This is a genomic window from Paraburkholderia largidicola, assembly GCF_013426895.1.
GTDB classification, from domain to species: domain Bacteria; phylum Pseudomonadota; class Gammaproteobacteria; order Burkholderiales; family Burkholderiaceae; genus Paraburkholderia; species Paraburkholderia largidicola.
Map to the genome: position 1 here is coordinate 1506799 of NZ_AP023176.1, position 23549 is coordinate 1530347.

The following is a 23549-nucleotide window of genomic DNA, read 5'->3' on the forward strand; positions in this document are numbered from 1 at the left end:
TTCATTGAATTCCACAGGCCCATCACAGGCCACTTTTGGGACCCAACCCCAGGACCGACTCACATGTCTACGATTACCCAAGGCGCCCCAACCGTCACCGAATTGCGCGTCGTCCCCGTTGCCGGCCGCGACAGCATGCTGATGAACCTGAGCGGCGCGCACGGCCCGTTCTTCACGCGCAACATCGTGATTCTGCGCGACAGCGCGGGCAACACCGGCGTGGGCGAAGTGCCGGGCGGCGAGAACATCCGCAAGACGATCGACGATGCGCGTCCGTTCGTAGTCGGTCAGTCGATCGGGAATCTGCAGGCGGTGCTCAACAAGGTGCGCAAGCAGTTTGCCGATCGCGACGCGGGCGGCCGCGGCTTGCAGACCTTCGATCTGCGCACCACGATCCACGCCGTGACGGCGCTCGAAGCGGCCTTCCTCGACCTGCTCGGCCAGCACCTGGGCGTGCCTGTCGCGGCGTTGCTCGGCGAAGGCCAGCAGCGCGACGAAGTCGAAATGCTCGGCTATCTGTTCTACATCGGCGACCGAAAGAAGACGGACCTGCCGTACGCGAGCGGCGCCGAAGGACGCGACGACTGGGAGCGTCTGCGCACGGAAGAAGCGCTGACGCCGGAAACCGTCGTGCGTCTGGCCGAAGCCGCGCAGGCGCGTTACGGCTTCAACGATTTCAAGCTCAAGGGCGGCGTGCTCGCGGGCGATGCCGAAATCGAAGCGGTGACGGCACTCGCCGAACGCTTCCCTGAAGCGCGCGTGACGCTCGATCCGAACGGCGCCTGGTCGCTTGCCGAGGCGATCCGCCTGTGCCGCGACCAGCACGACGTGCTCGCATACGCGGAAGATCCGTGCGGCGCGGAAAACGGCTACTCGGGCCGCGAAGTGATGGCGGAGTTCCGCCGCGCGACGGGCCTGCCGACGGCCACCAACATGATTGCCACCGACTGGCGCCAGATGGGCCACGCCATCCAGTTGCAATCGGTCGACATTCCGCTTGCCGACCCGCACTTCTGGACGATGCAGGGCTCGGTGCGCGTCGCGCAGATGTGCAACGACTGGGGCCTCACGTGGGGCTCGCATTCGAACAATCACTTCGACGTTTCGCTCGCGATGTTCACGCATGTCGCGGCAGCGGCGCCGGGCAAGATCACCGCAATCGACACGCACTGGATCTGGCAGGACGGCCAGTATCTGACGCGCGATCCGCTGCAGATCGTCGGCGGCAAGGTGAAGGTGCCGACCAGGCCGGGCCTTGGCGTCGAACTCGACATGGACGCGCTCGAAAAGGCACACGCGCTGTATCAGCAGCACGGACTCGGCGCGCGCGACGATGGCGTCGCGATGCAGTACCTGATCCCGAACTGGAAGTTCGACAACAAGCGCCCTTGCCTCGTTCGCTGATTCTTCTGGCGACTGGAACCATTCCGGAACGACGCGGCCTGCGTGGCCGCCACTCCTTCAACACTGACTGACACACCCAAGCGAACTCAAACATGACCACGCCACAAGAACTCAAAGCGATCGTATCCGAAGGCCTTCTGTCGTTCCCCGTCACCGATTTCGACCGCAACGGCGACTTTCGTCCCGACACGTATGCCGCGCGCCTGGAGTGGCTTGCACCGTATGGCGCGACTGCGCTCTTCGCTGCGGGCGGCACGGGCGAGTTCTTCTCGCTGACGAAGTCGGAGTATTCGAATGTGATACGCACTGCGACGGAGACCTGCAAGGGCAAGGTACCGATTCTGGCGGGCGCGGGCGGCCCGACGCGTGTCGCGATCGAATATGCGCAGGAAGCGGAGCGCAATGGCGCGCAAGGTGTGCTGCTGATGCCGCACTATCTGACAGAGGCGTCGCAGGAAGGGATCGCCGCGCACGTCGAGCAGGTGTGCAAGGCGGTGAAGAACATGGGCGTGATCGTGTATAACCGTGCCAATTCGAAGCTCGGTGCTGATTCGCTGGAGCGGCTCGCGGACAAGTGTCCGAACCTGATCGGGTTCAAGGATGGCGTGGGCGATATCGAGAGCATGGTGACCATTCGGCGTCGCATGGGCGATCGGTTCTCTTATCTTGGTGGTCTGCCGACGGCTGAAGTTTATGCCGCTGCTTATAAGGCACTGGGCGTGCCCGTTTATTCTTCTGCTGTGTTTAATTTCATTCCTAAGACGGCGATGGAGTTTTATCGCGCGATTGCTGCGGATGATCATGTCACTACGGGCAAGTTGCTGGATGAGTTCTTTTTGCCTTATCTGGCGATTCGGAATCGGCGGCAAGGTTATGCGGTGAGTATCGTTAAGGCTGGGGCCAAGCTCGTTGGTCATGATGCTGGGCCGGTGCGGGCGCCTCTCATCGATCTGAATGAAGACGAGCTCGCGCAGCTCGATGTGCTTATCAAGAAGCTTGGAGCGCAGTAGGTTTTTTTTCGTCTGCGACGCTGGGGGGATTTGCCTTTTTGCGGTGGTGCCAGTGCTGGTTGGTTTGCTTATTCTTTCGCTGGCATCCGCGTTATGACTTACCCCTTCACGCGTTGCCCCTGTGCGGGGCGGCACCTACTTTTCTTTGCCGCCGCAAAGAAAAGTAGGCAAAAGAAAACGGCTCACACCGCCAGTTCTTGTGTTTGCCTGAGGGCCCCCACAGGTTCTTACGCTTCACACGGCAACGTTCCTGTTCGCGTTCGTTGCCAGCGCTCTTGCAGTGCGCCTCACCCGCGTCACACACCGGCACTACAGCACGCCGCGCCAGACAGTCCGCCGCCGCCCAGGTGGCAAACTGTGTGTAGGTCGTAGTACCTCATACGCCTCGCTCCGGACCGCCTGCGCACGCGTCCCACGTTGTCAGAGCGCCAAGCTACACGACGCGACAACCTACACACAGTTTGCCACCTGGGCTGCAGAAACCATTCGCTGCCGCGAGCCCTTGTGTGGGTGTCTGAAGCGGGTGAGGCATGTGTTCGAAGCGTTAGCAACGAGCGCCGACAGAGATGTTGCCGTGTGAAGCGTAAGAACCTGTGGGGGCCCTCAGGCAGGAACAAGCACTGGCGGTGTGAGCCGCTTTCTTTTGCCTACTTTTCTTTGCGGCGGCAAAGAAAAGTAGGTGCCGCCCCGCACAGGGGCAACGCGTGAAGCACCGATAACAAAACGCGGATGCCAGCGAAAAACCGAAAACACCCCCAGCGTCGCAGACAAGAAAAAAGCCTCGCGCTACACCACAACATTCACCGGCGCGCCAGCAACAAACCTCGCGATGTTATCCATCAACTGATCCGCCAGCGCCTGCTGCGCCTCATCCGATGCCCACGCCACATGCGGCGTGACAATGACGTTGGGCCGCTTCGCGATATGCATCAGCGGATTATCATCGGCAGGCGGCTCGCCAGACAGCACATCGAACCCAATCCCGCTGATCAACCCTTCATCGAGCGCGCGCACCAGCGCATCCTCATCGACCAGCACACCGCGGGCGGTATTAATAATGAGCGGCTTGCGCCGCATAGCGCGAAACTCCGCCATCGAGAGCATGCCCCGCGTCTGCGGCGTCAACGGACTATGAATCGTGATGATGTCACTCGTCGCAAGCACTTCATCCCACGGCGTATAAAGCGGACCCAGCCCCTCGCGGCCCTTATGCGCCGCAAACAGCGCCCGCATCCCAAACGCCTTGCCGATCTCGGCAACCCGCTGCCCAAGCACGCCTTCGCCAATGATCCCGAGCGTCATGCCGCCGAGATCATGTATCGCATGATTGAAGAAACAGAACTGCCCGGACTTCTGCCATTCGCCATTCAACACGTCGTCGCGATACGCGATCAGATTGCGCCGCAACGCGAGCATCAATGCGAAAGTATGCTCCGGCACGGTGTTCACCGCGTAGCCGCGAATGTTCGACACGTGGATGCCGTGCTTCTCGCACGCATCCTTGTCGACGCAGTCGGTCCCTGTCGCGGCGACGGCCACGAGTTTCAGCGACGGCAAGCGGGCGAGCGTATCGGCCGTGAGCGGCACCTTGTTCGTGATGGCGATGGTCGCGCCTTCCAGACGCGAGGCGACCTGGTCCGCCTGGGTATGGTCGTACTCGATGAACTCGTGTTCGAATGACGGCCGCGTGAGCCGGATTTGTGGCGCGAGTGTCGCGCGGTCGAGAAAGACGATCTTCTGCATGCTGGTTCCTGTTGATGTCTGATCGGTCAGAAATGACGCCTGACTTCCGCGACGATATGCGCGGGCGTAATGCCGAAGTGCTCGTACAACGCTTCTGCCGGACCCGACGCGCCAAATCCCGTCATGCCGACAAAGCCGCTGCGCTCGCCGAGATAGCGGTCCCAGCCGAATCGCACGGCCGCCTCGACGCCGACGCGCACCGTGTCCACGCCTAGCACCGCGCGGCGATACGCGTGGTCCTGTTCGTCGAACAGTTCCCAGCAGGGCAACGAGACGACGGCAGTCGGAATGCCTTCCTGTTGCAGGCGTTCGCGCGCCGCAACCGCCAGCGCGACTTCCGAACCCGTCGCGAGCAAGGTGACAGCGCGCTTGCCGCCTTCGGCTTCAGCGAGCACGTAGCCGCCGAGTGCGCACAGGTTGTCCGCGCTCAAACGCGTGCGCACGAGCGGCAAGGTCTGTCGGGCGAACACCATCGTGCTCGGGCCGCTGCGATGCTCGTACGCGAGCGCCCAGCATTCGGCGGCTTCGACGGCATCGGCGGGACGGAACACGCGCATGTTCGGCATGGCGCGCAACGAGGCGAGTATCTCCACCGGCTGGTGCGTCGGCCCGTTCTTGCCGACGCCAATCGAATCGTGGCTGAACACGAATTTCACGGGCAAACCCATCAGCGCAGCCATCCGCATCGCGGGACGCTCGTAGTCGGCGAACGCGAGATAGGTGACGGCCAGCGGAATCACGCCGCCGTGCGCGGCCATGCCGTTCGCCATCGAGCCCATCACGTGCTCGCGCACGCCGCAATGCACGTATGCGCCGCTGCGATCTTCGGCGGTGAAGGCGTGCAGGCTGCGCTTGTGGCTCGTCGGCGCTTCGAGGTCCGCGCAACCGACCATGCGCTCGGGCAGTTGCGCGAGCAGATCGTTGATCTCGGCGGAAATCATGATGCCCGCCTGGCCTTCGCCTTTTTCGATGACCTGCTTCTTGTAGTCGTCCAGCACGCGCTGCCAGCCTTCGGGCAGGCGGCCCGCCTGGATGCGCTCGAACTCGTCGCGTGCGTCATCGGGCAACGCGGCAAGACGTTCGTGCCACGCGAGGTATTCGCGTTCGCTGCGTCGGCCTGCTGCGCGCCATTCGTCGAGCACGTCGCGCGGAATCTCGAACGATGCGTGCGGCCAGTCCAGTTCGTTGCGCGCCGCGTTGGCATCGGCTTCGAACAGCTTGCCGCTGTGACCGCCGCGTTGTCCTTGCAGACGCGCGATGCCGCGCGCGATCACCGTGCGGCAGGCGAGCATCGACGGGCGCGGATCGCACTTCGCTTCTGCGAGTGCGGTGGCGAGCGCGTCGAGATCGTGGCCGTCGACTTCGATCACATGCCAGCCGGCGACGCGAAAACGTTCGCTCACGTCTTCGCTGATCGACAGCGTGGTACTGCCGTCGTCGGTGATGCGGTTGTCGTCCCAGCAGAGGATCAGCTTGCCGAGCTTCAGATGCCCGGCAAGCGAAATCATTTCCTGACCGACGCCTTCCTGCAGGCAGCCATCGCCGACGAACGCATAGGTGTGATGGTTGACGATTGCATCGCCGAATTTCGCGTTCAGATACGCTTCGGCGACGGCCATGCCGAACGCGTTCGCGATGCCTTGCCCGAGCGGCCCGGTCGTGACTTCGATGCCGGCGGCCGTATTGAACTCGGGATGCCCCTCGCAATGCGAGCCCATGTCGCGGAACGAGCGGATCTGATCGATGCCGAACTGCGCGTAACCCGTCAGATGCAGCAGCGCATAGAGCAGCATCGAGCCATGTCCGTTCGACAAAACGAAGCGGTCGCGGTCGGGCCATTGCGGATCGGCGGGATTGAACTTCAGGTGCTGCGTGAACAGGGCCGTCGCGATCTCGGCCATGCCGAGCGGCACGCCCTGATGGCCTTCGCCGGCGCGCACGATGGCGTCGATGGCCAGAAAGCGGATCGCGTTGGCAAGCGGTCGCGTTTCGACCGACGGCATGAGTGCGGACATGACTTCTCCTTGCCGCTGCGCGCATCGCGCGGCGGCTATCGCAGGTTGGACAGAGTGAAAAAGAAGCGCGCTGCGTTCTGCTAGGGACGCAGCGCAATGCGTCAGTGCAGGAACCCGATCGAGATCCACGGCACGGCGGCGACGACGATCAGACCGACGATCAGCGCGGCGATATAGCCGACGATCGGCTTCATGCCCTCGTCGGGATGAATGCGGCTCACCGCGCACGCCGAGTAGTAACCGACGCCGAACGGCGGCGCGAACAGGCCCACGCCCATCGACAGAATCACGACCATCGCGTAGTGCACGTCGTGAATGCCCATTTGCCGCGCGATGGGGAACATCAGCGGGCCGAACAGCACGATCGCGGGGATGCCTTCGAGCACGCTGCCGAGCACGATGAACACCAGCATCGACGCGGCCATGAACATCGCGGCGCCGCCGGGCAAGCCGCCCAGCGTCTGCGCGAGCTGGCCCGAGAAGCCGGATTGCGTGAGCGCCCACGCCATGCCCGTCGCCGCGCCGATGATCAGCAGGATCGCGCCCGACAGCGCGGCCGTGTCGATCAGCATCGGCTTGAGGCGTGCCCATTCGAAGCGGCGATAGATCAGCAGGCCCGCGAGCACCGCATACGCAATGCCGATCGTCGACACTTCCGTCGCCGTTGCCACGCCTTCGACCACGGCGAGCCGGATCACGAAGGGCAGCGCGAGCGCAGGCACGGCGATCGCGAGCTTGCGCAGGATTTCGCTGCGTGTCGCGCGACGCACGGCCGACAGATCGTCGCTGCGATAGCGCCACCAGACCACGCCGCACAAGGTAATGGCGAGCACGATGCCGGGCAGCATGCCGCCCGTGAAGAGCGCGGAGATCGACACGCCCGTCACCGAGCCGAGTGTGATCAGCACGAGGCTCGGCGGAATCGTCTCGGTCTGCGCGCCCGTGGCGGCGAGCAGCGCGACGAGGTCGCCGGGCTTCGCGCCGCGCGCCTTCATCTCGGGGAACAGCACGGGCGCGATGGCGGCCATGTCAGCCGCTTTCGAGCCGGAGATACCCGACACCAGATACATCGCGCCGACCAGCACATACGAGAGCCCGCCGCGCACGTGGCCGAGCAGGCTGGCGAGAAACGCGATCATCGCGTTGGCCATGCCCGTCATTTCGATCAGTTGCCCGAGGAACACGAAGAGCGGCACGGACAGCAGGATCAGATGCGACATGCCTTCGTCCATGCGGCCGACCACCACGCTGAGCGGCGTGCTCGTCGTCAGCGCGAGATACCCGAAGGTCGCGAGCCCGAACGAGAACGCGATGGGCACGCCCGACAGCACGCACAACGCGACGAGGCCGACGAAGAAAATCAGCAGGTTCACGTTGCCCAGGTCGTGCAGCAGCGGGCTCACGGCGACGAAGCCGCCCGCGATGGCCGCGACCAGCGCAAGCGCCGCAATCGTCATCTGCCAGTTGGACGTGCGGATCAGGCGCAGGCAGGCGACGGCCAGCATCAATGCGCAGCCGACGGGCAGCGCCGCGGCACGCCACGAGTTCGAGATTTCGAGCGCGGGCGTCGTGATGAAGCCTTCGTCCTGCGCGAACTCGACGGCGGGTCCGATCACCAGCAGTAGAAACGCCAACGGTGCGGCGATGGCGACCACATCGAGAAACGCGCGCACGGCGGGCGACGCCTTGCCGACGAGCGCCGTCATCCGCATATGCTCGCCGCGACGCAAGGCGATGACGGCGCCGAGCATCGCAAGCCAGAGGAACAGCATCGACGCGAGTTCGTCAGACCAGACGAGCGGCGTGTGCAGCAGATAGCGGCTCGTGACGCCGGCGAGCAGCACGAAGATCTCGGCGACGACGAGCAGTGCCGCCGGAATCTCGACGAGATGCGCGAGCACGTGGTCGATTACGCTGACGATGCGGCGCGGCGACGGATGCGGGAAAGAGATGGTGTGCATGGCGTTTACACCAGTTTGCCGACGTACTTTTCGAGCAGGCTCCAGCCCTGGTCGCCGTATTTCCCTTTCCAGTCGCTATAGAAGCTCGTTTTGCGCAGCGCGTCGCGAAACGCCGGGCGGTCCACGTCGACGAGATTGACGCCCTTGGCCTTCAGATCGTTGCGCAGCGAGCCGTTGAGCTTCGCGATGTCCGCGCGTTGCAGCATCCCGGCCGCTTCGAATTCGCGCGTGACGATCGCGCGCATGTCGGGCGGCAGCTTTTCCCACGCGCGGCGGTTGCCGAGAATCCAGTAACCGTCCCACACGTGCGACGTGAGGCTGATGGACTTCTGCACTTCGTACAGCTTGGCCGTCGCGATGATGGGCAGCGCGTTTTCCTGTCCTTCGACGACGCCCGTTTGCAACGCCGAATACAGTTCGTTGAAATTGATGGGGGCGGGGCCCGCGTCGAGCGCCTTGAAGAGCGACGTGAGCATCGGCGCCTGCGGCACGCGGATCTTGAAGCCCTTCAGGTCCGTCGGCGTCTTGATGACGCGTGTCGACGAACTGACCTGGCGGAAACCGTTGTCCCATACCTTCGATACGGTCACGATGCCCGTCTTCTCGATCTGCGCGCGGACATATGCGCCGAGGTCGCCGTCCATTGCTTTCCAGACGGTATCGTAGTCGGGGAACGCGAAGCCCGTGTTGACGATGCCCGCAGCGGGCGCGAGCGTCGCGAGAATCGACGATGCCTGGTTGAAGAACTCGACGCCGCCGCTGCGCACCTGCGACAGCAGATCGGTATCCGAGCCGAGCTGATTGGACGGGAATACCTTGATATCGAGTTTGCCGTTGGTTGCGGCGCGGATCTTGTCGCAGGCCTGTTGGGCGCGGATGTTGACCGGGTGGGTCGGGTCCTGGCCCGTGGCGAGCTTGTACGAGAAGTCGGCAGCCGACGCGCGGCGGATCGACAGGCCCCAGAGCGGCCCCGCGGCAGCGACGCTCGCGCCGGCTTTCAGAAAGGTGCGTCGGTCGATGCCGCGGCGGATAGTCGTGCGGTTGCTCATGATGTCTTCCTCCAATACGGATGTGATGCATCGGTATAGTTGTATTCGCGTTGTATTCGCGGACAACGCGCTCTGTGGCGCGTTTGTCTCTGTCCAGCAACTGCGTTGTCGCGCGCGGCTGGCCGGACCCGGCCGCGCATCGTTGGGGTTATCTGTGCATCAGCCGTGGATCAGCATGCCGCCGTTTACGTCGATGACGGCGCCCGTGATGTACGACGAAATCGGCGACGCGAGAAACAGAAATGCGCCTGCTACGTCGTCGGGCACACCAAGCCGGTTTAGCGGAATACCAGCAAGAATCTCGCCGCGTTTGTCGTCGGGAATCTTGCCTGCGTTGATGTCGGTTTGAATCAGGCCAGGCGTCACGCAGTTCACGCGGATGCCATCGGGACCGAGTTCGCGCGCCATCGCCTTGGCGAGTCCGAGCACGCCCGCTTTCGCTGCCGAATAGTGCGGGCCGCCGAGAATGCCGCCGCCGCGCTGCGCCGATACCGAGGACATGCAGCCGATCGAGCCGCTCTTCTGCTTCTTCATCTGCGGCACGACGGCTTGCGACAGATACAGCACGCCGCGCAGATTCACGTCGAGAATGCGGTCCCAGCTTTCGGAGTCGATATCGAGCAGCTTCACGGCCTGCGTGATGCCTGCGTTATTGATGAGCACGTCGATCGCGCCGAAGTCGGCGACGATCTGTTCGACGGCGCTTTGGCACGCCTGTTTGTCGGTGACGTTGCACACGTAGCCGCGATGTTCGGGGCCGATGGATGCCGCCGCATCGCGTGCCGCCGACGCGTCGAGATCAAGGATCGCGATTTTCGCGCCGTGCTGTGCAAACATGCGCGCGGTGGCCATGCCGATGCCACGCGGCGATGCGGCGCCGGAAATGACGGCGACCTTGCCGTCGAGAAGACGCGATTCTGACATGATGCTGTTCTCCTGGATGCTTCAGTTTGGGGTTGTGGTGTTGCGACCGGCTGTTAGCCGAGCCAGCCTTTGATGGTGTCGCACATCGCTTCCGTCGAAATGCCGTAGCGGTCGTGCAGCGTGGGCAGGGCGCCTGCATCGAGGAACTCGTCGGGCAGTGCGATCTGTCGGAACGGCGGCGTGACGCCCGCGCCGAGCAGGGTGCGCGCCACGGCTTCACCCAGACCGCCGATCACCGTATGGTTCTCCGCGACGATCACCATGCGGCCCGTGCGCTTTGCTTCGCGCAGGATGGTGGCGGTATCGAGCGGTTTGATGGTCGGCACGTGCAGCACGCCGACGCCGATGTTGTCCGCTTCGAGTGCCTTGGCGACTTCGAGCGAGCGCATCGTCATGATCCCCGACGAGATCAGCAGCACCTCCGCGCCGTCGCGCAGCAGCTTGGCCTTGCCGAGTTCGAACCTGTAGTCGTACTCGTCGAGCACGGCGGGCACGTTGCCACGTAACAGGCGTGCGTAGACAGGGCCTTTGTGCGCGGCGATTGCGGGCACCATCTGCTCGATATCGAGCGCGTCGCACGGATCGATCACCGTCATGTTCGGCATCGCGCGCATCAACGCGAGATCTTCGGCGGCCTGGTGGCTCGGGCCGTAGCCTGTCGTGAGGCCGGGCAGCGCGGCGACGATCTTCACGTCGAGGTTGTCTTCGGCGATCGTCTGATGGATGAAGTCATACGCGCGGCGCGTGGCGAATACGGCGTAGGTCGTCACGAACGGTTGCGCGCCTTCATGTGCGAAGCCAGCGGCAGCGCCCATCAGCAGTTGCTCGGCCATGCCCATCTGATAGTAACGGTCCGGAAACTCTTTGCAGAAGATATGCAGGTCGGTGTACTTGCCGAGATCGGCCGTCATGCCGACCACGTTGCTCTTCGAGCGCGCCAGTTCAGCGAGCGCGTGGCCGAACGGCGCGGAACGCGTGACCTGGCCTTCGCCTGCGATCGACGCGATCATCGCCGATGTCTTCAGGCGCGGCTTCTTCATAACGGTGCTCATGCTTGTCTCCCGGCTTCGAGTGCTTCGAGCGCGAGCTTCCACTCGTGTGCGTCGACGCGGATGAAATGGTTCTTCTCGCGTTCTTCGAGGAACGGCACACCGCAGCCCATCTTCGTATCGCAGACGATGATGCGCGGTTGCGGCTTGTCGTGATGGCGGGCGTTGTCGAACGCCTGCTTGACGGCATCGATGTCGTTGCCGTTCACGCGCTGCGTGTACCAGCCGAACGCTTCGAGTTTTTCGACGAGCGGCTCGAAGGCCATGATCTGCGTCGACGGGCCGTCGGCCTGCTGGTTGTTCACATCGACGATCGCGATCAGGTTGTCGAGCTTCCAGTGCGCGGCGGACATGAGGCCTTCCCAGATCGAGCCCTCGTCGAGTTCGCCATCGGAGAAGAGCGTGTAGACGAATGCATCCGAGTTCTTGCGCTTCAGTCCGAGGCAGCGGCCGACGGCAATCGTCAGACCGTGGCCGAGCGAGCCGCCCGACATTTCCATGCCGGGCGTGTAGCTCGCCATGCCGGACATCGGCAGACGGCTGTCGTCGCTGCCGTAGGTTTCGAGTTCGTCGGCGGGCAGGATGCCGGCTTCGAAGAGCGCGGCGTACAGCGCAATCGCGTAGTGACCATTCGACAGCAGGAAGCGGTCGCGGCCTTCCCATTCGGGATCTTCGGGGCGGTAGCGCATCGCGCCGAAGTAGGCGACGGCGAGCGCGTCGGCAATGTCGAGCGCCTGGCCGATATAGCCCTGGCCCTGTACTTCGCCCATCAGCAGCGCGTTGCGGCGGATGCGGTAGGCGTGTTCCGCGAGTTGGGCGGTCTGCCCGGCTTCGCTCGTATTCACGCGTGTCTCCTTTGTGGCGTCAGGCTCGATGGAGGCCGGGCGCTCGATGATTCATGGCGGGATGCTTCGTGCAGCTCGCAGATCCGGGTAATCCCTTGTTTGATGTGTGCTGCGAGTAAGACAAGCGTATCGACTTGAAAGCATTGGCTCAAACGAATTAAAGTGGCTTATCGGTGAATTCATTTCATGTGGATATTGCTATGCACAACCGGGCCACACTCAAGTCGATACAGGCTTTCGAGGCCGCCGCGCGACTCTCGTCGTTCGCGCGTGCAGCAGACGAACTGTTCGTGACGCCTTCCGCGATCAGTCATCAGATCAAGCTTCTGGAGGATCAGTTGAGCGTGCGGCTGTTTCATCGCGTGCATCGCGCGGTGATCCTGACGGACACGGGGCGGCAATATGCAGAAGAAATCGGCGCGGCGTTTGCGCGGATCGACAAGGCCACGCGGGACATTGGGCGTATTGAGAAGAGCGACATTCTGACGGTGCATGCGACGCCGAGCATCGCGACGCAATGGCTGATGCCGAGGCTGGCGCGCTTCAGTGCGTTGCATCCGGATATCGATGTGCGGCTCAATGCGTCTTCGGCGGCTGTCGATCTGATCAAGGAGGCGGTGGATATCGACATCCGGTATGGCGCGCGGCGATTGCAGCCGGCGGGGACGATGGTGCTCGATTTGCCTTTGGAGACGATTGTGCCGTTGTGTGCGCCACGGTTGGCGGATGGAGAGCATCCGATTCGCGCTGTTGCGGATTTAAGGCATCACACGTTGATTCATAGTGAAGGGTGTCTCGTGGGATGGCGGGACTGGATGCGCTTGCATCGGAAGGTTGTGCTGGATATTACGCGGGGGCCAAGGTTTGATCGCTCTTTTATGGCGATTTCGGCTGCTGTTGATGGGCTCGGAGTGTGTCTTGAGAGTTTGTTGCTTGCGCAGAGGGAGTTGAAGGCTGGGGCGCTCGTTGCGCCTTTAGGTTTAGATGGTTTACGGGTGAATGGCTATACCATGAATTTGCTTAAGTCGCGGGCGGATTTGCCTAAGGTTAGGAGTTTTCAGGATTGGTTGTTGGGGAGTTGGGGTAAAGGGTTTTTTTTGTCTGCGACGCTGTGCGGGATTTTGGATTTTTTTCGCGTTCGTCTCTGCGGTTTTGGTGGTTTGCTTGTGTTGTGTGCTGGCATCCGCGTTTTGTTATTGGTGCTGAGCCTGTCCGCATTTTTGTGGGCGAGGCGGTTAAAGGAATCGTTAGCCGCGCGCCTGCGTGAATCGATCGCCAAACAGAATAGCAAACTGGTTCATGGCTGACTTCCAGTCGAAGGCTGAGCGCACGTTTTTGGCCAGGACGTTGCGCAATGCCAGCCAGAGTAGCTTGATGGCAGCATCGTCATTGGGGAAGTGACCGCGGGTCTTGATGATCTTGCGTAACTGCATGTTCAGACTCTCAATGGCGTTCGTGGTGTACACGACCCGTCGGATCTCGGGTGGAAACACGAAGAACGGCGTGACGTGCTCCCATGCGCGCTGCCAGGACTGCACGATGCTCGGGTATTTCGCGCCCCATGGCCCATCAGCGAAGGCTTGCAGAGCCTGCTTCGCGGCCTCTTCGCTGGCCGCTGCGTAGATCGGACGCAGCGCCTGGGCGACGGCCTTGCGGTCCTTCCAGCCCGCGTATTCCAGGCTGTTGCGGATCAGATGCACGATGCAGGTTTGCACCGCCGTCTTCGGATAAGCCGCGCCGATCGCGTCGGTCAGCCCCTTCAGGCCGTCAACGACCGCAATCAGGATGTCCTGGCAGCCGCGGGTCTTGAGTTCGTTGAACACCTTGAGCCAGAACTTCGCGCCCTCGGTCTGCTCGATCCACAGGCCCAGCACATCGCGCTGGCCGTCCGCCTGAATGCCCAGAGCCAGATACACCGCCTTGTTGCTGACCACACCGTCATCGCGGATCTTGACCCGCAACGCGTCGAAGAAGACCACCGGGTACATCGTCTCGAGCGGACGGTTCTGCCAGGCCAGCGTTTCGGCCATCACCTCGTCGGTGACCGAACTGATGAAATCGGGCGACACCTCGGTGCCGTAGCTCTCGGCCAGAAAGGCCTGGATCTCACGCACGCTCATGCCACGCGCGTACATCGCGATGATGCGCTCGTCAAAGCCGGTGAAGCGGCGTTCGTGTTTGGGGATCAGGATCGGCTCGAAGCTGCCGTCGCGGTCGCGCGGCAACTCGACCCGGACGACGCCACGATCGGTGATGACCGTCTTGCGGCTGGCGCCGTTGCGCTCGTTGGCCTGGCCAGCGGGTTTGGATTCGCCCGGCGGATACCCCAGATGCAGATTCATCTCCGCACCCATCGCGCGTTCGATAATCGCCTTGTTAAACGCCAGCATCAGATCCTGCACCTCGCCTGGCGTCATCGGCCCTTTGACCAGTTCGTCCAGCAGTGCCTTGGGCAGTTCAGGCAGCGGCCCTCGGGCCGCTGCCTGAGACGCCACCGTGCGTTTCTTCTTCATTGGCATATCCATGACTTTTACCTCTCATGATATGCCTCGCCCACAAAATGACGGATAGGCCCTTGGTGCTTCACGCGATGCCCCTGTGCGGGGCGGCACCTACTTTTCTTTGCCGCCGCAAAGAAAAGTAGGCAAAAGAAAGCGGCTCACACCGCCAGCCCGTGTTCCTTTCCACGGGCCCTCAACGTCCCCATCCTTCGCACGGCAGCGCCCTGGCTGGTGCTCGTCGCCAACGCTTCGAAGAATCGCATCACCCGCTTCAGGCATCCGTACAACGGCAAGTGGCAGCGAACGGTAAGTGCCGCCCAGGTGGCAAACTGTGTGTAGGTTGTCGCGTCGTATAGGTAACGCTCTTACAGGGTGGGCGCGTGTGCTATCGGTCCGAAGTGATGCGTGTGAGGCACTACGGCCTACACACAGTTTGCCACCTTGGCGGCGGTGGAATAGCTGGCACGGCGTGCTGTAGTGCGGGAGCGTGAGGCGGGTGAGGCGCACTGCAAACGCGCTGGCAACGGACGTGTGTCACGTGGTTGCCGTGTGAAGCGTAAGAACCTGTGGGGGCCCTCAGGCAAATACAAGCACTGGCGGTGTTAGCCGCTTTCTTTTGCCTACTTTTCTTTGCGGCGGCAAAGAAAAGTAGGTGCCGCCCCGCACAGGGGCAACGCTAGCAAACCAAAAGCAAACCGCGGATGCCAGCGCAACCACAAGCAAACCAAACCGTGCGCGCCGCGAAGCCGCAACGCTGGTGCCGCCCCGCACAGGGGCATTTTCCGGGGAAACCCTCGTTCCCGGAACGGTTTGTCCAGCAAGGCTTCTGAATCGGTCCCCTTATCCAGAGCAGATTTCACCTATTTCGCAGGACACCCACAGGACACATTGTGCTCCGGTTTTGCGAACCGAGCGAATCCATTTGTTTGACGTGCCAACGTACGGGCCTTCCCGCAACAAAACCAGGACAGAGGTCCGTCGCTCGGCTTTCCATAGCCCGCAAAGCCTTTAGTGACGGGCGTCGAACGACGCCGCCGCGAACGTCAGCAAACCTTATATATACGCCATCCCTCCCTGTTCGAGACTGGCACTCGCATCCTCCATAACGCCAATATGGATGCTGCGACCTCATGGCCCCTCACTCAGTGACGGATACGTTACCGCTCTGACCGCGCGACCCCGCGCACGGTCTCGGCCGCTGACGATCATGTCCGGAATACACGGCCGTTTTCCAGCCCGCCATGAGCGGGGTTTTTTTCGCTCCAAGTTTTGAGGTATATCCGCGCATTGCCGATGTTTGAGCATTTGCGCATTGCCGCTCTTGAGGAAAACGCCTCGGGTAACCGAAATTCAGTGCTAGGTTTGCTTAAGCGATACCTTTCATCACGCAAATTAACTGCAAGCAACATGTAACGCTGTTAAGAGTTCGCTTAACGACAGATTGCTCCGTTTCAGGCATTCTTCATATTATTGATCGATAGCAATTTCCACTCTATCGACGCTGCCATTGAGTGACGCACCTCAGCTTACCAAAAAGCCAATAGATCAGGGGTCCAGATATTAAATTGCGTGAATTCTTTCCTCATCACCTTGTGATAAGAGGCGTTGCATCGAGCATTTTTCTGGTTTTCGCATCTGTGAGTTTTGCTGAATCGTTGCCACAACTGATCGAAGATGCTATCGCCAACGACGCCAAATTTTCCAGCGCCGACGCGCAGTTTCGCGCGAATCTGCAAAGGGAGCCTGAAGCGCGCGCCGCGTTCTTGCCTCACCTTGCCTTGACGCAATCTGATTTCAGGAATGCGATTCACGTACCTGGTAAACCTGCCGCGCCTTATTCAACTCTAGGCACAACGCTCTCGCTGAATCAATCAGTTTTGAAATGGGACGATTGGGAGACGTACCGAGAAAGCAAACTCGTTGCGATCAACGCTGGCTTCGTTCTCGCCGCCGCGCGACAGGATGTACTTCTCAGGATCATGCAAGCGTACCTCGACGCGCTTGGCGCTCAAGACGAAGCTGCACTCGCGCGCGAACACACACTAACTCTCTCAGAACAGCTTGCAATGAGTAGACGGAGTTTTGCGCTTGGTGCTTCCACAGTCGTCGATCTGAATGAAGCGCAGGCGGGGTTTGACGCCGCCCAAGCGGATCAGCTACGCGCTGATGCCGAGGTTTTACGACGGTATGCTGCACTAGAAAAGATAGTGGGTCATCCTGTGGATGGAGTTGAATCGCTTGCCGCTGATGTAGACGCACCTATGCTTTCCGCTGAAAGCGCCGATGCGTGGATCGACGCTGCCGTCGTTCAGTCTTGGGACGTCAAGCAGCAGGAGATTGCACTTGAGATTGCAGCTCGTGAAGTGAGCAAGGTCAATGCCGGTTACCTCCCTAGCATATCGATCGTAGGTAATGTCAATCACGGCAATGCTGCGTTTATCAACGGACAGACGAATTTCTATACGGGGGCAAACCGAGCGACGTCCGGTGAGATCGGCGTTCAAATTAGCATACCGTTGTTTGATGGCCTTGAGACGCACAGCAAGAAGACGGAAATGCTGGCATTAGAGGATAAAGCGCACAGCGATCTAGAAGACATCCGTCGATCAGCAGCACTCGATGCTCGTCAGTCATTCCTCGGAGTCCAGGAGGGAATAGCCCAGATCGCGGCACTTCGGACCGCCCAGGTGTCAGCAGAGACATCGCTTCGGTCCAACCAGAAAGGGTTTCGCACAGGGGTCCGGATCAACGCGGACGTGCTCAACGCTGAAGAAAAACTGTTTAGTACGCGGCGAAACCTGGCAAAAGCGAGATACGACACCTTGTTGCAATACATACGTCTGAAGGCCAGCGTGGCTCAATTGGACGACGCTTCACTTGCCGCGTTGACTGGCAATGCCGTGACATCCCAACAAGCAAGCGCGGAATGAACCAAGTCATGCTTCATGCAATCAGGCGACACCTTTTGATCGCGAGTGCTTTCGGTATCGCCAGCAATGTACTGATTCTCGCACCGACGATCTATCTGCTTCAGGTCTACGACCGGGTTCTGCCAAGTCGGAGCATCGAAACGCTTGCTATGCTTGTGATATTCATGGGTATTGTGCTCGCGATGATGCTGATCGTTGATGTCGTGCGGAGCCGTATCTTCAGCGACCTCGCGCGACAGCTCGGCGACAGGCTTGACCGTTTAGCGCTCGGTGCGCGCATCGACGCGCAGGCGCGCAAGACTCTTATACCAACGCTAGCCACGCCTGCGGATATCGTGTCGCTTCGTTCCTTCTTCTCGGGATCAGGTATCACCGCTTTGCTCGATTTGCCGTGGCTGTTTGTCTATGTGGGGCTTGTGTTCGTCTTTCACTGGATTCTTGGCTTGATCGCAACAGCAAGTGCCATATTGCTGATCGGATTAACGGTCATGAATGACAGGTTGACGAAGAAACGCATCCATACCGTCTCACTACGCCAACGCGAGACGGATCAACTTTATGCCCAGATCTCCAGGAATGCCGAAGTCGTAACAGTCATGGGGATGCACGAAACTTGGCTCTCGGCATGGGCTGAGCGAAAGCGCGTTGATGTTGACGCCCAGACTTCCGTTGCCGATACATCGATGTTGAATCGCAACATCGGCAAGGTTGCACGGCAAGCCATCCAGGTGATCATGATGGCGGCCGGTGCCTGGCTCGTTATCAACGACTACGCAACAGGTGGCATCATGATTGCGACCACGATGCTGCTCGGGAAAGCGCTCGCACCCGTGGATCAACTCCTTGGTAGCTGGAAACAGTTGACCGAAGTCCGTCAGGCATGGAGCCGTCTGGATGACCTCTATCGACAGGCGCGTGCAACGCCGACAGTCGAACTGCCGCGACCGCGTGGCCGCATTTCGGTTGAAGCGCTCAGTTTCTATTCGCCCGTGGCGGGTAGAACTCAGAGTCGCGCGTTGCTAAGCAATATCGCTTTTGCGCTCGATGCAGGCCAGCTACTTGTGATTGTCGGCGCGAGCGCATCCGGTAAATCAACCCTGCTGCGACTGCTCGCCGGCGTGTGGAAGCCAAATGCGGGCGTGGTACGGCTCGACGGCGCGGACGTTTCGCAATGGTCGCATGAGTCGCTTGGCCGCTATCTGGGCTACGTGCCGCAGGATGTTGAACTGTTTGCGGGTAGTGTCGCCGCGAACATTGCTCGCAACCCTGACGCCTCACAGCACGATTCGGCTGCAATCATTCGGGCCGCTCAGCGTGCTGGTGTGCATGATCTGGTCCTGGAGCTGCCGGACGGCTATCAGACCGATATCGGCGAATCTGGACTCACACTATCGGGTGGGCAACGACAGTCGATTGCGCTGGCTCGTGCGCTCTACGGAGACCCCCGGCTAGTGCTACTCGATGAACCGAATTCTAACCTCGATGCTGATGGGGAACGTAGGCTGAATTTGGCGTTGCATCGCCTCAAATCCGAAGGGATTACCGCCGTGGTCGTGACACACCGACAAGGATTGCTTGCGCTCGCCGATCGCGTTTTGGTGATGCGAGCTGGGCGCATCGACTGTTTTGGGACGCGTGAACAGGTGCAAGGCTGGATGCAGGCTCGTGCGAAGCCAACAGAAGCGAAGCCCCGAGCTGCCAGCCAGGAGGTATCCAAAGCATGAAATTCCGATTCCATGTTCAGAGCCTAGTTGCATATCTTCAGTCAACGCTGACCTCGACGAGCATATCAAGCGCCGCAGACGATAGGCTTCGTTTGCCAGGCAATGTGATCGCGCTCGGCTGTCTCTCAGTCGTTTTAGGTATTGGTGCGCTATCTCTCTGGGCGGCAGTAGCACCGCTCTCGGGTGCCGTTGTAGCAGAGGGCATGGTTCGCGACGAGGGCGAGCGTAAGACGATCCAGCACCAGGAAGGTGGCATAGTGCATGCCATTTTTGTGAAGGATGGCGACCATGTGAAAGTGGGCCAGGTGTTGGTTTCTCTCGACAACGTTCGGCCTAACGCCGAACTGAACGCGTTGCAATCCCAACTAGATGACAACGAGGCAAAGTCAGCGCGACTGCTGGCGGAACGCGACCTGCAGAAGTCGGTCGCATTTCCGTCGAGTCTTGTGTCACGTCAAAGCGACTCAATCGTCGCCGCGCTGCTTCGACGCGAAAGAACCCTCTTCGATTCGGAGCGCCTCACTCTGGAAGATCAGGTCTCCCTTTTACAGCAGCAAATCGCACAGACACGCGAAGAAATCGGGACCGAGGCGGCACTGATCGGCACCAGCGCGCAAAGCCTGCGGCTTGCGAAGCAAGAACTTGATATGAACCAGCCGTTGCGCAGTGAGGGATATGTTACAGAAACGAAGATGATGGAACTACGGCGTACGGCGGCCGATTATGAGTCGCGACAGCAGTCAGATACCGCGGAACTGATCCGCTCACGGCAGCGCCTCACGGACCTCACCCTAAAAGTTGTGGCGCTTCGAAACGACTATGTCAAATCAGCCGACGCTCAATTGAAGGACACCAATGAAAAAATTCTTCAATTAACTGAGCAGCTTCGACCAGCGCAGGATGTCGACGCACGCACGCGCGTGATGGCTCCAGTCGCGGGTGAAGTTGTTGCTTTGCGCGTACACACGATCGGTGCAGCCATCGGACCGCGTGAACCAATCCTTGATCTTGTGCCGATAGGAGCGCCGTTGATTATCGAGGCAAAAATAAAACCAGATAACGTACGGGAGATCGTTGTAGGGGGCAGCGCCGAAATCCGCCTAACGGCCTACAACCCACGAAGCTCTCCCACTCTAAGGGGTAAGGTGGCATATCTTTCTGCCGATTCACTTGGCGACAAGGATACACATCAGCAGTTCTACCTGGCTCGTATTGAGATCACGCCCGAAGAACTCGCGCACTCCAACCGTTTAGCGCGCGACTCAATTGTCCTCAGCCCCGGACTGCGCGCCGACGTTTTCATTAAAACAAAGACCCGCACCGCATTCGACTACATGTTGGCGCCTGTTTGGGACGGGATACAAAAATCGATGCGAGACTAGAAGGCGACTACATACGTGTCTCAAAACATTATGAATGAAAGAACCAAGTCATACGTCGTTTTCTTTGCGTTTCTACTACTTATTCCTTTTTCCCTTGGATCGATACTAATTGTCAGTTGCGGCCCATTAGATATAAGGGCGCTACCCACAAGTCTCTTTCTTCTAGCCGCGCTGACACCCGCGTTTCTCACTGCGGCCTCGGTTGTCGGTGCAGCAATCACGCTGTTCAGATTGTTCGCGAAGAAACCCTCAGGTCGAGAACCGGTTATCTCAGGGACTCTCGGTCGGTATTTCCTCGCAGGGGTCGGGGTACTTTTGTTGGCCTTAGTTTTCGTATCAAGAAAAATGTGCAACTGATTTTAACAAAACCGGAGGATCCCGGAGCGTCATCTGATAGTGGTATGCGTTGCTAACGTAGTAATCAAACTTTTCCGGACTTTAAATGACAACACTTTCGGTAGCAGGATATAGCATTGGCGGACTCGATGGCGTAACTGCTGTTGCGGATGCAGCAGCAAGTCTGAACAAGAATCCTGGCGACCCCAAACTCACGGCCGCGTATGACGCCGCACTTGCGAATGCAGCTGCAACGTTCACTGCTGGACTCCAAGGTGAAGGTGCGGCTTTCGCAGGCAACGCAATAATCGCGAATATCAACAATCTTGCTCTGAATCAGACGACGATGAGCAAAATGGATATTGCGAGCGCGGTCACAGCAATAGCCGGTGAACTTATTACTCTTGCTGGGCAGGGAGTGTCATTCTACGGATTGAGCGAGATGAAGCTGAATCTACTAGCAGGTGGAATGACTTTCACAGCAGGACAGGTAATTAACGGGTTGGGGTTCCTTACTACTGCTATCGGTGCGGGCATCGATTCCAGCACTATCGTCAGCATCGTCCAGCAGCAATTTGAGTCACTAGGACTGACACCTGACTCCCAAGGAAACTATTCTGCCTCGTCACTGAGTAGTTCAAACTTTATTTGCGATGCAAGCAATGCCTCTACTATGTTTGATATCGTGAAAGGAAACAATGTCGGATCGGATCTTCCACAGATTTACGTCGACTCCAATAATGTGGCGACTGTGCTCGTGGGTGACGCCACCTCCGGTCGAGACCTTATTGTCTCACCAGGCCTGTCGGGACCGGGTCTCCAATTGGTAGTTGAAGGAAGCGGGAATTCCATCACGCTAGAGCAAGGTTCCAGCATTGTGATGGACGCGACACAGGCTAACACTATTCACAATGGCGTATCCGGAGACACATACACCGTTGCCAACGGGGTCGTTACCGGGGCAAACGGCAGCAAGATCAACGCCGGATCAACCGATGTATTTTCGGTGGATACACATGGCTCTCAAACCGTCGAAACCTATAACACGTTGGGACACGAAACAGAACAGGCGACGTTTGGTAGCGGCGGAAAACTGAGCCAAGATCTGTTCTACGATGCAACGTCGGGACGTTTGACCCAAGAAAACGACATCAACGCTGACGGCAGCCAAGTAGATCATCTCTTCAATGCCAACGGTACTCAGACCGCATATGTGTTCAACGCCCAGGGCCATGAAACCGAGCAGGCCACGTACGGCACCAACGGCAAGATGACCCAAGACGTCTTTTTTGACAGTTCGACCGGGCGTGAGACGCAAGAGAACGACATCAACGCTGACGGCAGCCAAGTAGATCACCTCTTCAACGCCAACGGTACTCAAACCGCATTTGTCTTCAACGCCCAGGGCCACGAAACCGAGCAGGCAACGTTCGGTACTAACGGCAAGATGACTCAGGATCTGCTTTACGATGCGACCTCTGGGCGTTTGACGCAAGAGTACGACATCAACGCCGATGGCAGCGAGGTTGATCGAGTCTACAACGCAAACGGTACCCAGACAGCTTACGCGTTCAACGCGCAAGGCCATGAAACCGAGCAGGCAACGTTCGGTACTAACGGCAAGATGACTCAGGATCTGCTCTACGATGCGACCTCGGGGCGCTTGACGCAGGAGTCCGACATCAACGCCGATGGCAGCGAAGTTGATCGAGTCTACAGCGCAAACGGTAGGCAGACAGCCTACGCGTTCAATGCGCAAGGTCACGAAACCGAACAGGCGACCTTCGGCACTGATGGCAAAATTACGCAAGATCTCACCTTCGATGCCGCCTCAGGTCGCGAGCTGCAGGAAACCGACTACGACAGTTCGGGCGGTGGCGTCGCGCACGTCTTCAATGCAGACGGCACCCAAAACGCGGCCGTGTTTGATCCATCAGGACATGTATCTGAGTGGGCGACCTACGGGGCCAATAGGCAAATCGTAAGTGACTCACTCTTTGACCGGAATGGAGTGGAAACGCAGCGTACCGACTATGCTGCAGGTGGAGCAACTGTCCATGTTTTCAACTCGGACGGCACTCAGACGGCTACCGTCTATAACGATCTCGGTAGAGAGGTCGAGTTTGCGCAGTTCAATTCCGGTGGTGGGAAGACGGACGACTACTTTTACGATGGGTCGACAGGACGCGAAACAGAGTACGATCATTATGGAAATGACGGTTCGATGGTCGCGCACCTATTCAACTCAGACAGTTCGCAGAACGCCATCATCTTCAATGGCAATGGCCAAGAGATGGAGTACGATTCGTACGATACCAGTGGCAAGCTGACTGGCTTCACGCAATTTACGTACGGCGCCGGTGGCGGTTACGATGCGATCGCGTACGGACCGACCGGATACGAGCTTGGTTGGGCCGACTACGGTAGTGGTGGCCAAATGACTTCATACGGCGGCGGCCAGTACGATTTCACGCTCGGCGATGAGTACGATAGTGGGTCAGACTTCGATTGGGGTACGTCTTTCGACAACAGCTATGGGTTCACTACGGACTTCGGTACATTCTGGTGATTCAATAACGTTCATAGGAACATAGAGTAACGAGCATGTATGCCGAATATTTCGACATACATGTTTCGCACTACAGATCATGCAACTGCGCTACCCTCACAAGAATT

General features: G+C 59.6%; 14 protein-coding genes and 1 pseudogene. 7 read left to right on the plus strand and 8 right to left on the minus strand.

Annotated features, from left to right (window positions below):
* Nucleotides 1-63: 63 nt before the first annotated feature.
* Nucleotides 64-1404 carry a glucarate dehydratase gene (gudD, locus tag PPGU16_RS35460; RefSeq protein ID WP_180725502.1) on the plus strand — a complete coding sequence of 447 codons (1341 nt, stop codon included), beginning with the start codon at nucleotides 64-66 and terminating at the stop codon, nucleotides 1402-1404.
* A gap of 92 nt (nucleotides 1405-1496) precedes the next feature.
* The gene (gene kdgD, locus PPGU16_RS35465; protein WP_180725503.1) at nucleotides 1497-2414 is read left to right on the plus strand and encodes a 5-dehydro-4-deoxyglucarate dehydratase; all 918 of its coding nucleotides are present in this window, start codon (nucleotides 1497-1499) and stop codon (nucleotides 2412-2414) included.
* 786 nt (nucleotides 2415-3200) lie between these two features.
* Here the strand turns inward: kdgD and PPGU16_RS35470 are convergent.
* The 7 genes from PPGU16_RS35470 to PPGU16_RS35500 form a co-directional block, all read right to left on the minus strand.
* Nucleotides 3201-4157 (minus strand): D-2-hydroxyacid dehydrogenase, encoded by a 957-nt coding sequence (locus tag PPGU16_RS35470; RefSeq protein ID WP_180725504.1) that lies wholly within the window; start codon nucleotides 4155-4157, stop codon nucleotides 3201-3203.
* A 26-nt stretch (nucleotides 4158-4183) separates the two neighbouring features.
* On the minus strand, nucleotides 4184-6160 hold the full coding sequence (gene tkt, locus PPGU16_RS35475; protein ID WP_180727184.1) for a transketolase: 1977 nt from the start codon (nucleotides 6158-6160) through the stop codon (nucleotides 4184-4186).
* Nucleotides 6161-6273: 113 nt separating this feature from the next.
* Complete coding sequence (locus PPGU16_RS35480; RefSeq protein ID WP_180725505.1) at nucleotides 6274-8133, minus strand: TRAP transporter large permease; 1860 nt, start codon at nucleotides 8131-8133, stop codon at nucleotides 6274-6276.
* Nucleotides 8134-8138: 5 nt separating this feature from the next.
* Nucleotides 8139-9182: a TRAP transporter substrate-binding protein gene (locus PPGU16_RS35485; protein WP_180725506.1), complete on the minus strand. Its 1044-nt coding sequence runs from the start codon at nucleotides 9180-9182 to the stop codon at nucleotides 8139-8141.
* 159 nt (nucleotides 9183-9341) lie between these two features.
* On the minus strand, nucleotides 9342-10106 hold the full coding sequence (locus PPGU16_RS35490) for an SDR family NAD(P)-dependent oxidoreductase (RefSeq protein ID WP_180725507.1): 765 nt from the start codon (nucleotides 10104-10106) through the stop codon (nucleotides 9342-9344).
* A 53-nt stretch (nucleotides 10107-10159) separates the two neighbouring features.
* Nucleotides 10160-11158 (minus strand): transketolase family protein, encoded by a 999-nt coding sequence (locus PPGU16_RS35495; RefSeq protein ID WP_180725508.1) that lies wholly within the window; start codon nucleotides 11156-11158, stop codon nucleotides 10160-10162.
* Nucleotides 11155-12000 carry a transketolase gene (locus PPGU16_RS35500; RefSeq protein WP_180725509.1) on the minus strand — a complete coding sequence of 282 codons (846 nt, stop codon included), beginning with the start codon at nucleotides 11998-12000 and terminating at the stop codon, nucleotides 11155-11157. Before PPGU16_RS35500 ends, PPGU16_RS35495 begins: the two co-directional genes overlap by 4 nt.
* Nucleotides 12001-12200: 200 nt before the next feature.
* On the opposite strand from PPGU16_RS35500, the pseudogene gcvA reads away from it, so the two are divergent.
* A pseudogene (gene gcvA / locus PPGU16_RS35505) lies at nucleotides 12201-13070 on the plus strand (transcriptional regulator GcvA); the annotation flags it as partial.
* A gap of 177 nt (nucleotides 13071-13247) precedes the next feature.
* Here the strand turns inward: gcvA and PPGU16_RS35510 are convergent.
* Nucleotides 13248-14519: an IS256 family transposase gene (locus PPGU16_RS35510; protein WP_418016271.1), complete on the minus strand. Its 1272-nt coding sequence runs from the start codon at nucleotides 14517-14519 to the stop codon at nucleotides 13248-13250.
* 1547 nt (nucleotides 14520-16066) lie between these two features.
* Here PPGU16_RS35510 and PPGU16_RS35515 point away from each other — a divergent pair.
* The 4 genes from PPGU16_RS35515 (at nucleotide 16067) to PPGU16_RS35530 (ending at nucleotide 23442) form a co-directional block, all read left to right on the plus strand.
* Nucleotides 16067-17431, plus strand: a complete 1365-nt coding sequence (locus tag PPGU16_RS35515; RefSeq protein ID WP_180725510.1) for a TolC family outer membrane protein — start codon at nucleotides 16067-16069, stop codon at nucleotides 17429-17431.
* A complete protein-coding gene (locus tag PPGU16_RS35520; RefSeq protein ID WP_180725511.1) occupies nucleotides 17428-19155 on the plus strand; it encodes a type I secretion system permease/ATPase in 1728 nt (575 codons plus the stop codon). The genes PPGU16_RS35515 and PPGU16_RS35520 overlap by 4 nt, the downstream gene beginning before the upstream one ends.
* Complete coding sequence (locus PPGU16_RS35525) at nucleotides 19152-20537, plus strand: HlyD family type I secretion periplasmic adaptor subunit (protein WP_180725512.1); 1386 nt, start codon at nucleotides 19152-19154, stop codon at nucleotides 20535-20537. Before PPGU16_RS35520 ends, PPGU16_RS35525 begins: the two co-directional genes overlap by 4 nt.
* A gap of 442 nt (nucleotides 20538-20979) precedes the next feature.
* Nucleotides 20980-23442, plus strand: coding sequence for a hypothetical protein (locus tag PPGU16_RS35530; RefSeq protein WP_180725513.1), 2463 nt, complete (start codon nucleotides 20980-20982; stop codon nucleotides 23440-23442).
* The last annotated feature ends 107 nt before the right edge of the window (nucleotides 23443-23549 follow it).

Coding starts and splice junctions, on each gene's coding strand:
- tkt (WP_180727184.1), bottom strand. CDS start 6,160: ATGCCGTCGGTCGAAACGCGACCGCTTGCCAACGCGATCCGCTTTCTG.
- gudD (WP_180725502.1), top strand. CDS start 64: ATGTCTACGATTACCCAAGGCGCCCCAACCGTCACCGAATTGCGCGTC.
- kdgD (WP_180725503.1), top strand. CDS start 1,497: ATGACCACGCCACAAGAACTCAAAGCGATCGTATCCGAAGGCCTTCTG.
- PPGU16_RS35495 (WP_180725508.1), bottom strand. CDS start 11,158: ATGAGCACCGTTATGAAGAAGCCGCGCCTGAAGACATCGGCGATGATC.
- PPGU16_RS35510 (WP_418016271.1), bottom strand. CDS start 14,519: ATGCCAATGAAGAAGAAACGCACGGTGGCGTCTCAGGCAGCGGCCCGA.
- PPGU16_RS35520 (WP_180725511.1), top strand. CDS start 17,428: ATGAACCAAGTCATGCTTCATGCAATCAGGCGACACCTTTTGATCGCG.
- PPGU16_RS35490 (WP_180725507.1), bottom strand. CDS start 10,106: ATGTCAGAATCGCGTCTTCTCGACGGCAAGGTCGCCGTCATTTCCGGC.
- PPGU16_RS35485 (WP_180725506.1), bottom strand. CDS start 9,182: ATGAGCAACCGCACGACTATCCGCCGCGGCATCGACCGACGCACCTTT.
- PPGU16_RS35470 (WP_180725504.1), bottom strand. CDS start 4,157: ATGCAGAAGATCGTCTTTCTCGACCGCGCGACACTCGCGCCACAAATC.
- PPGU16_RS35525 (WP_180725512.1), top strand. CDS start 19,152: ATGAAATTCCGATTCCATGTTCAGAGCCTAGTTGCATATCTTCAGTCA.
- PPGU16_RS35530 (WP_180725513.1), top strand. CDS start 20,980: ATGACAACACTTTCGGTAGCAGGATATAGCATTGGCGGACTCGATGGC.
- PPGU16_RS35480 (WP_180725505.1), bottom strand. CDS start 8,133: ATGCACACCATCTCTTTCCCGCATCCGTCGCCGCGCCGCATCGTCAGC.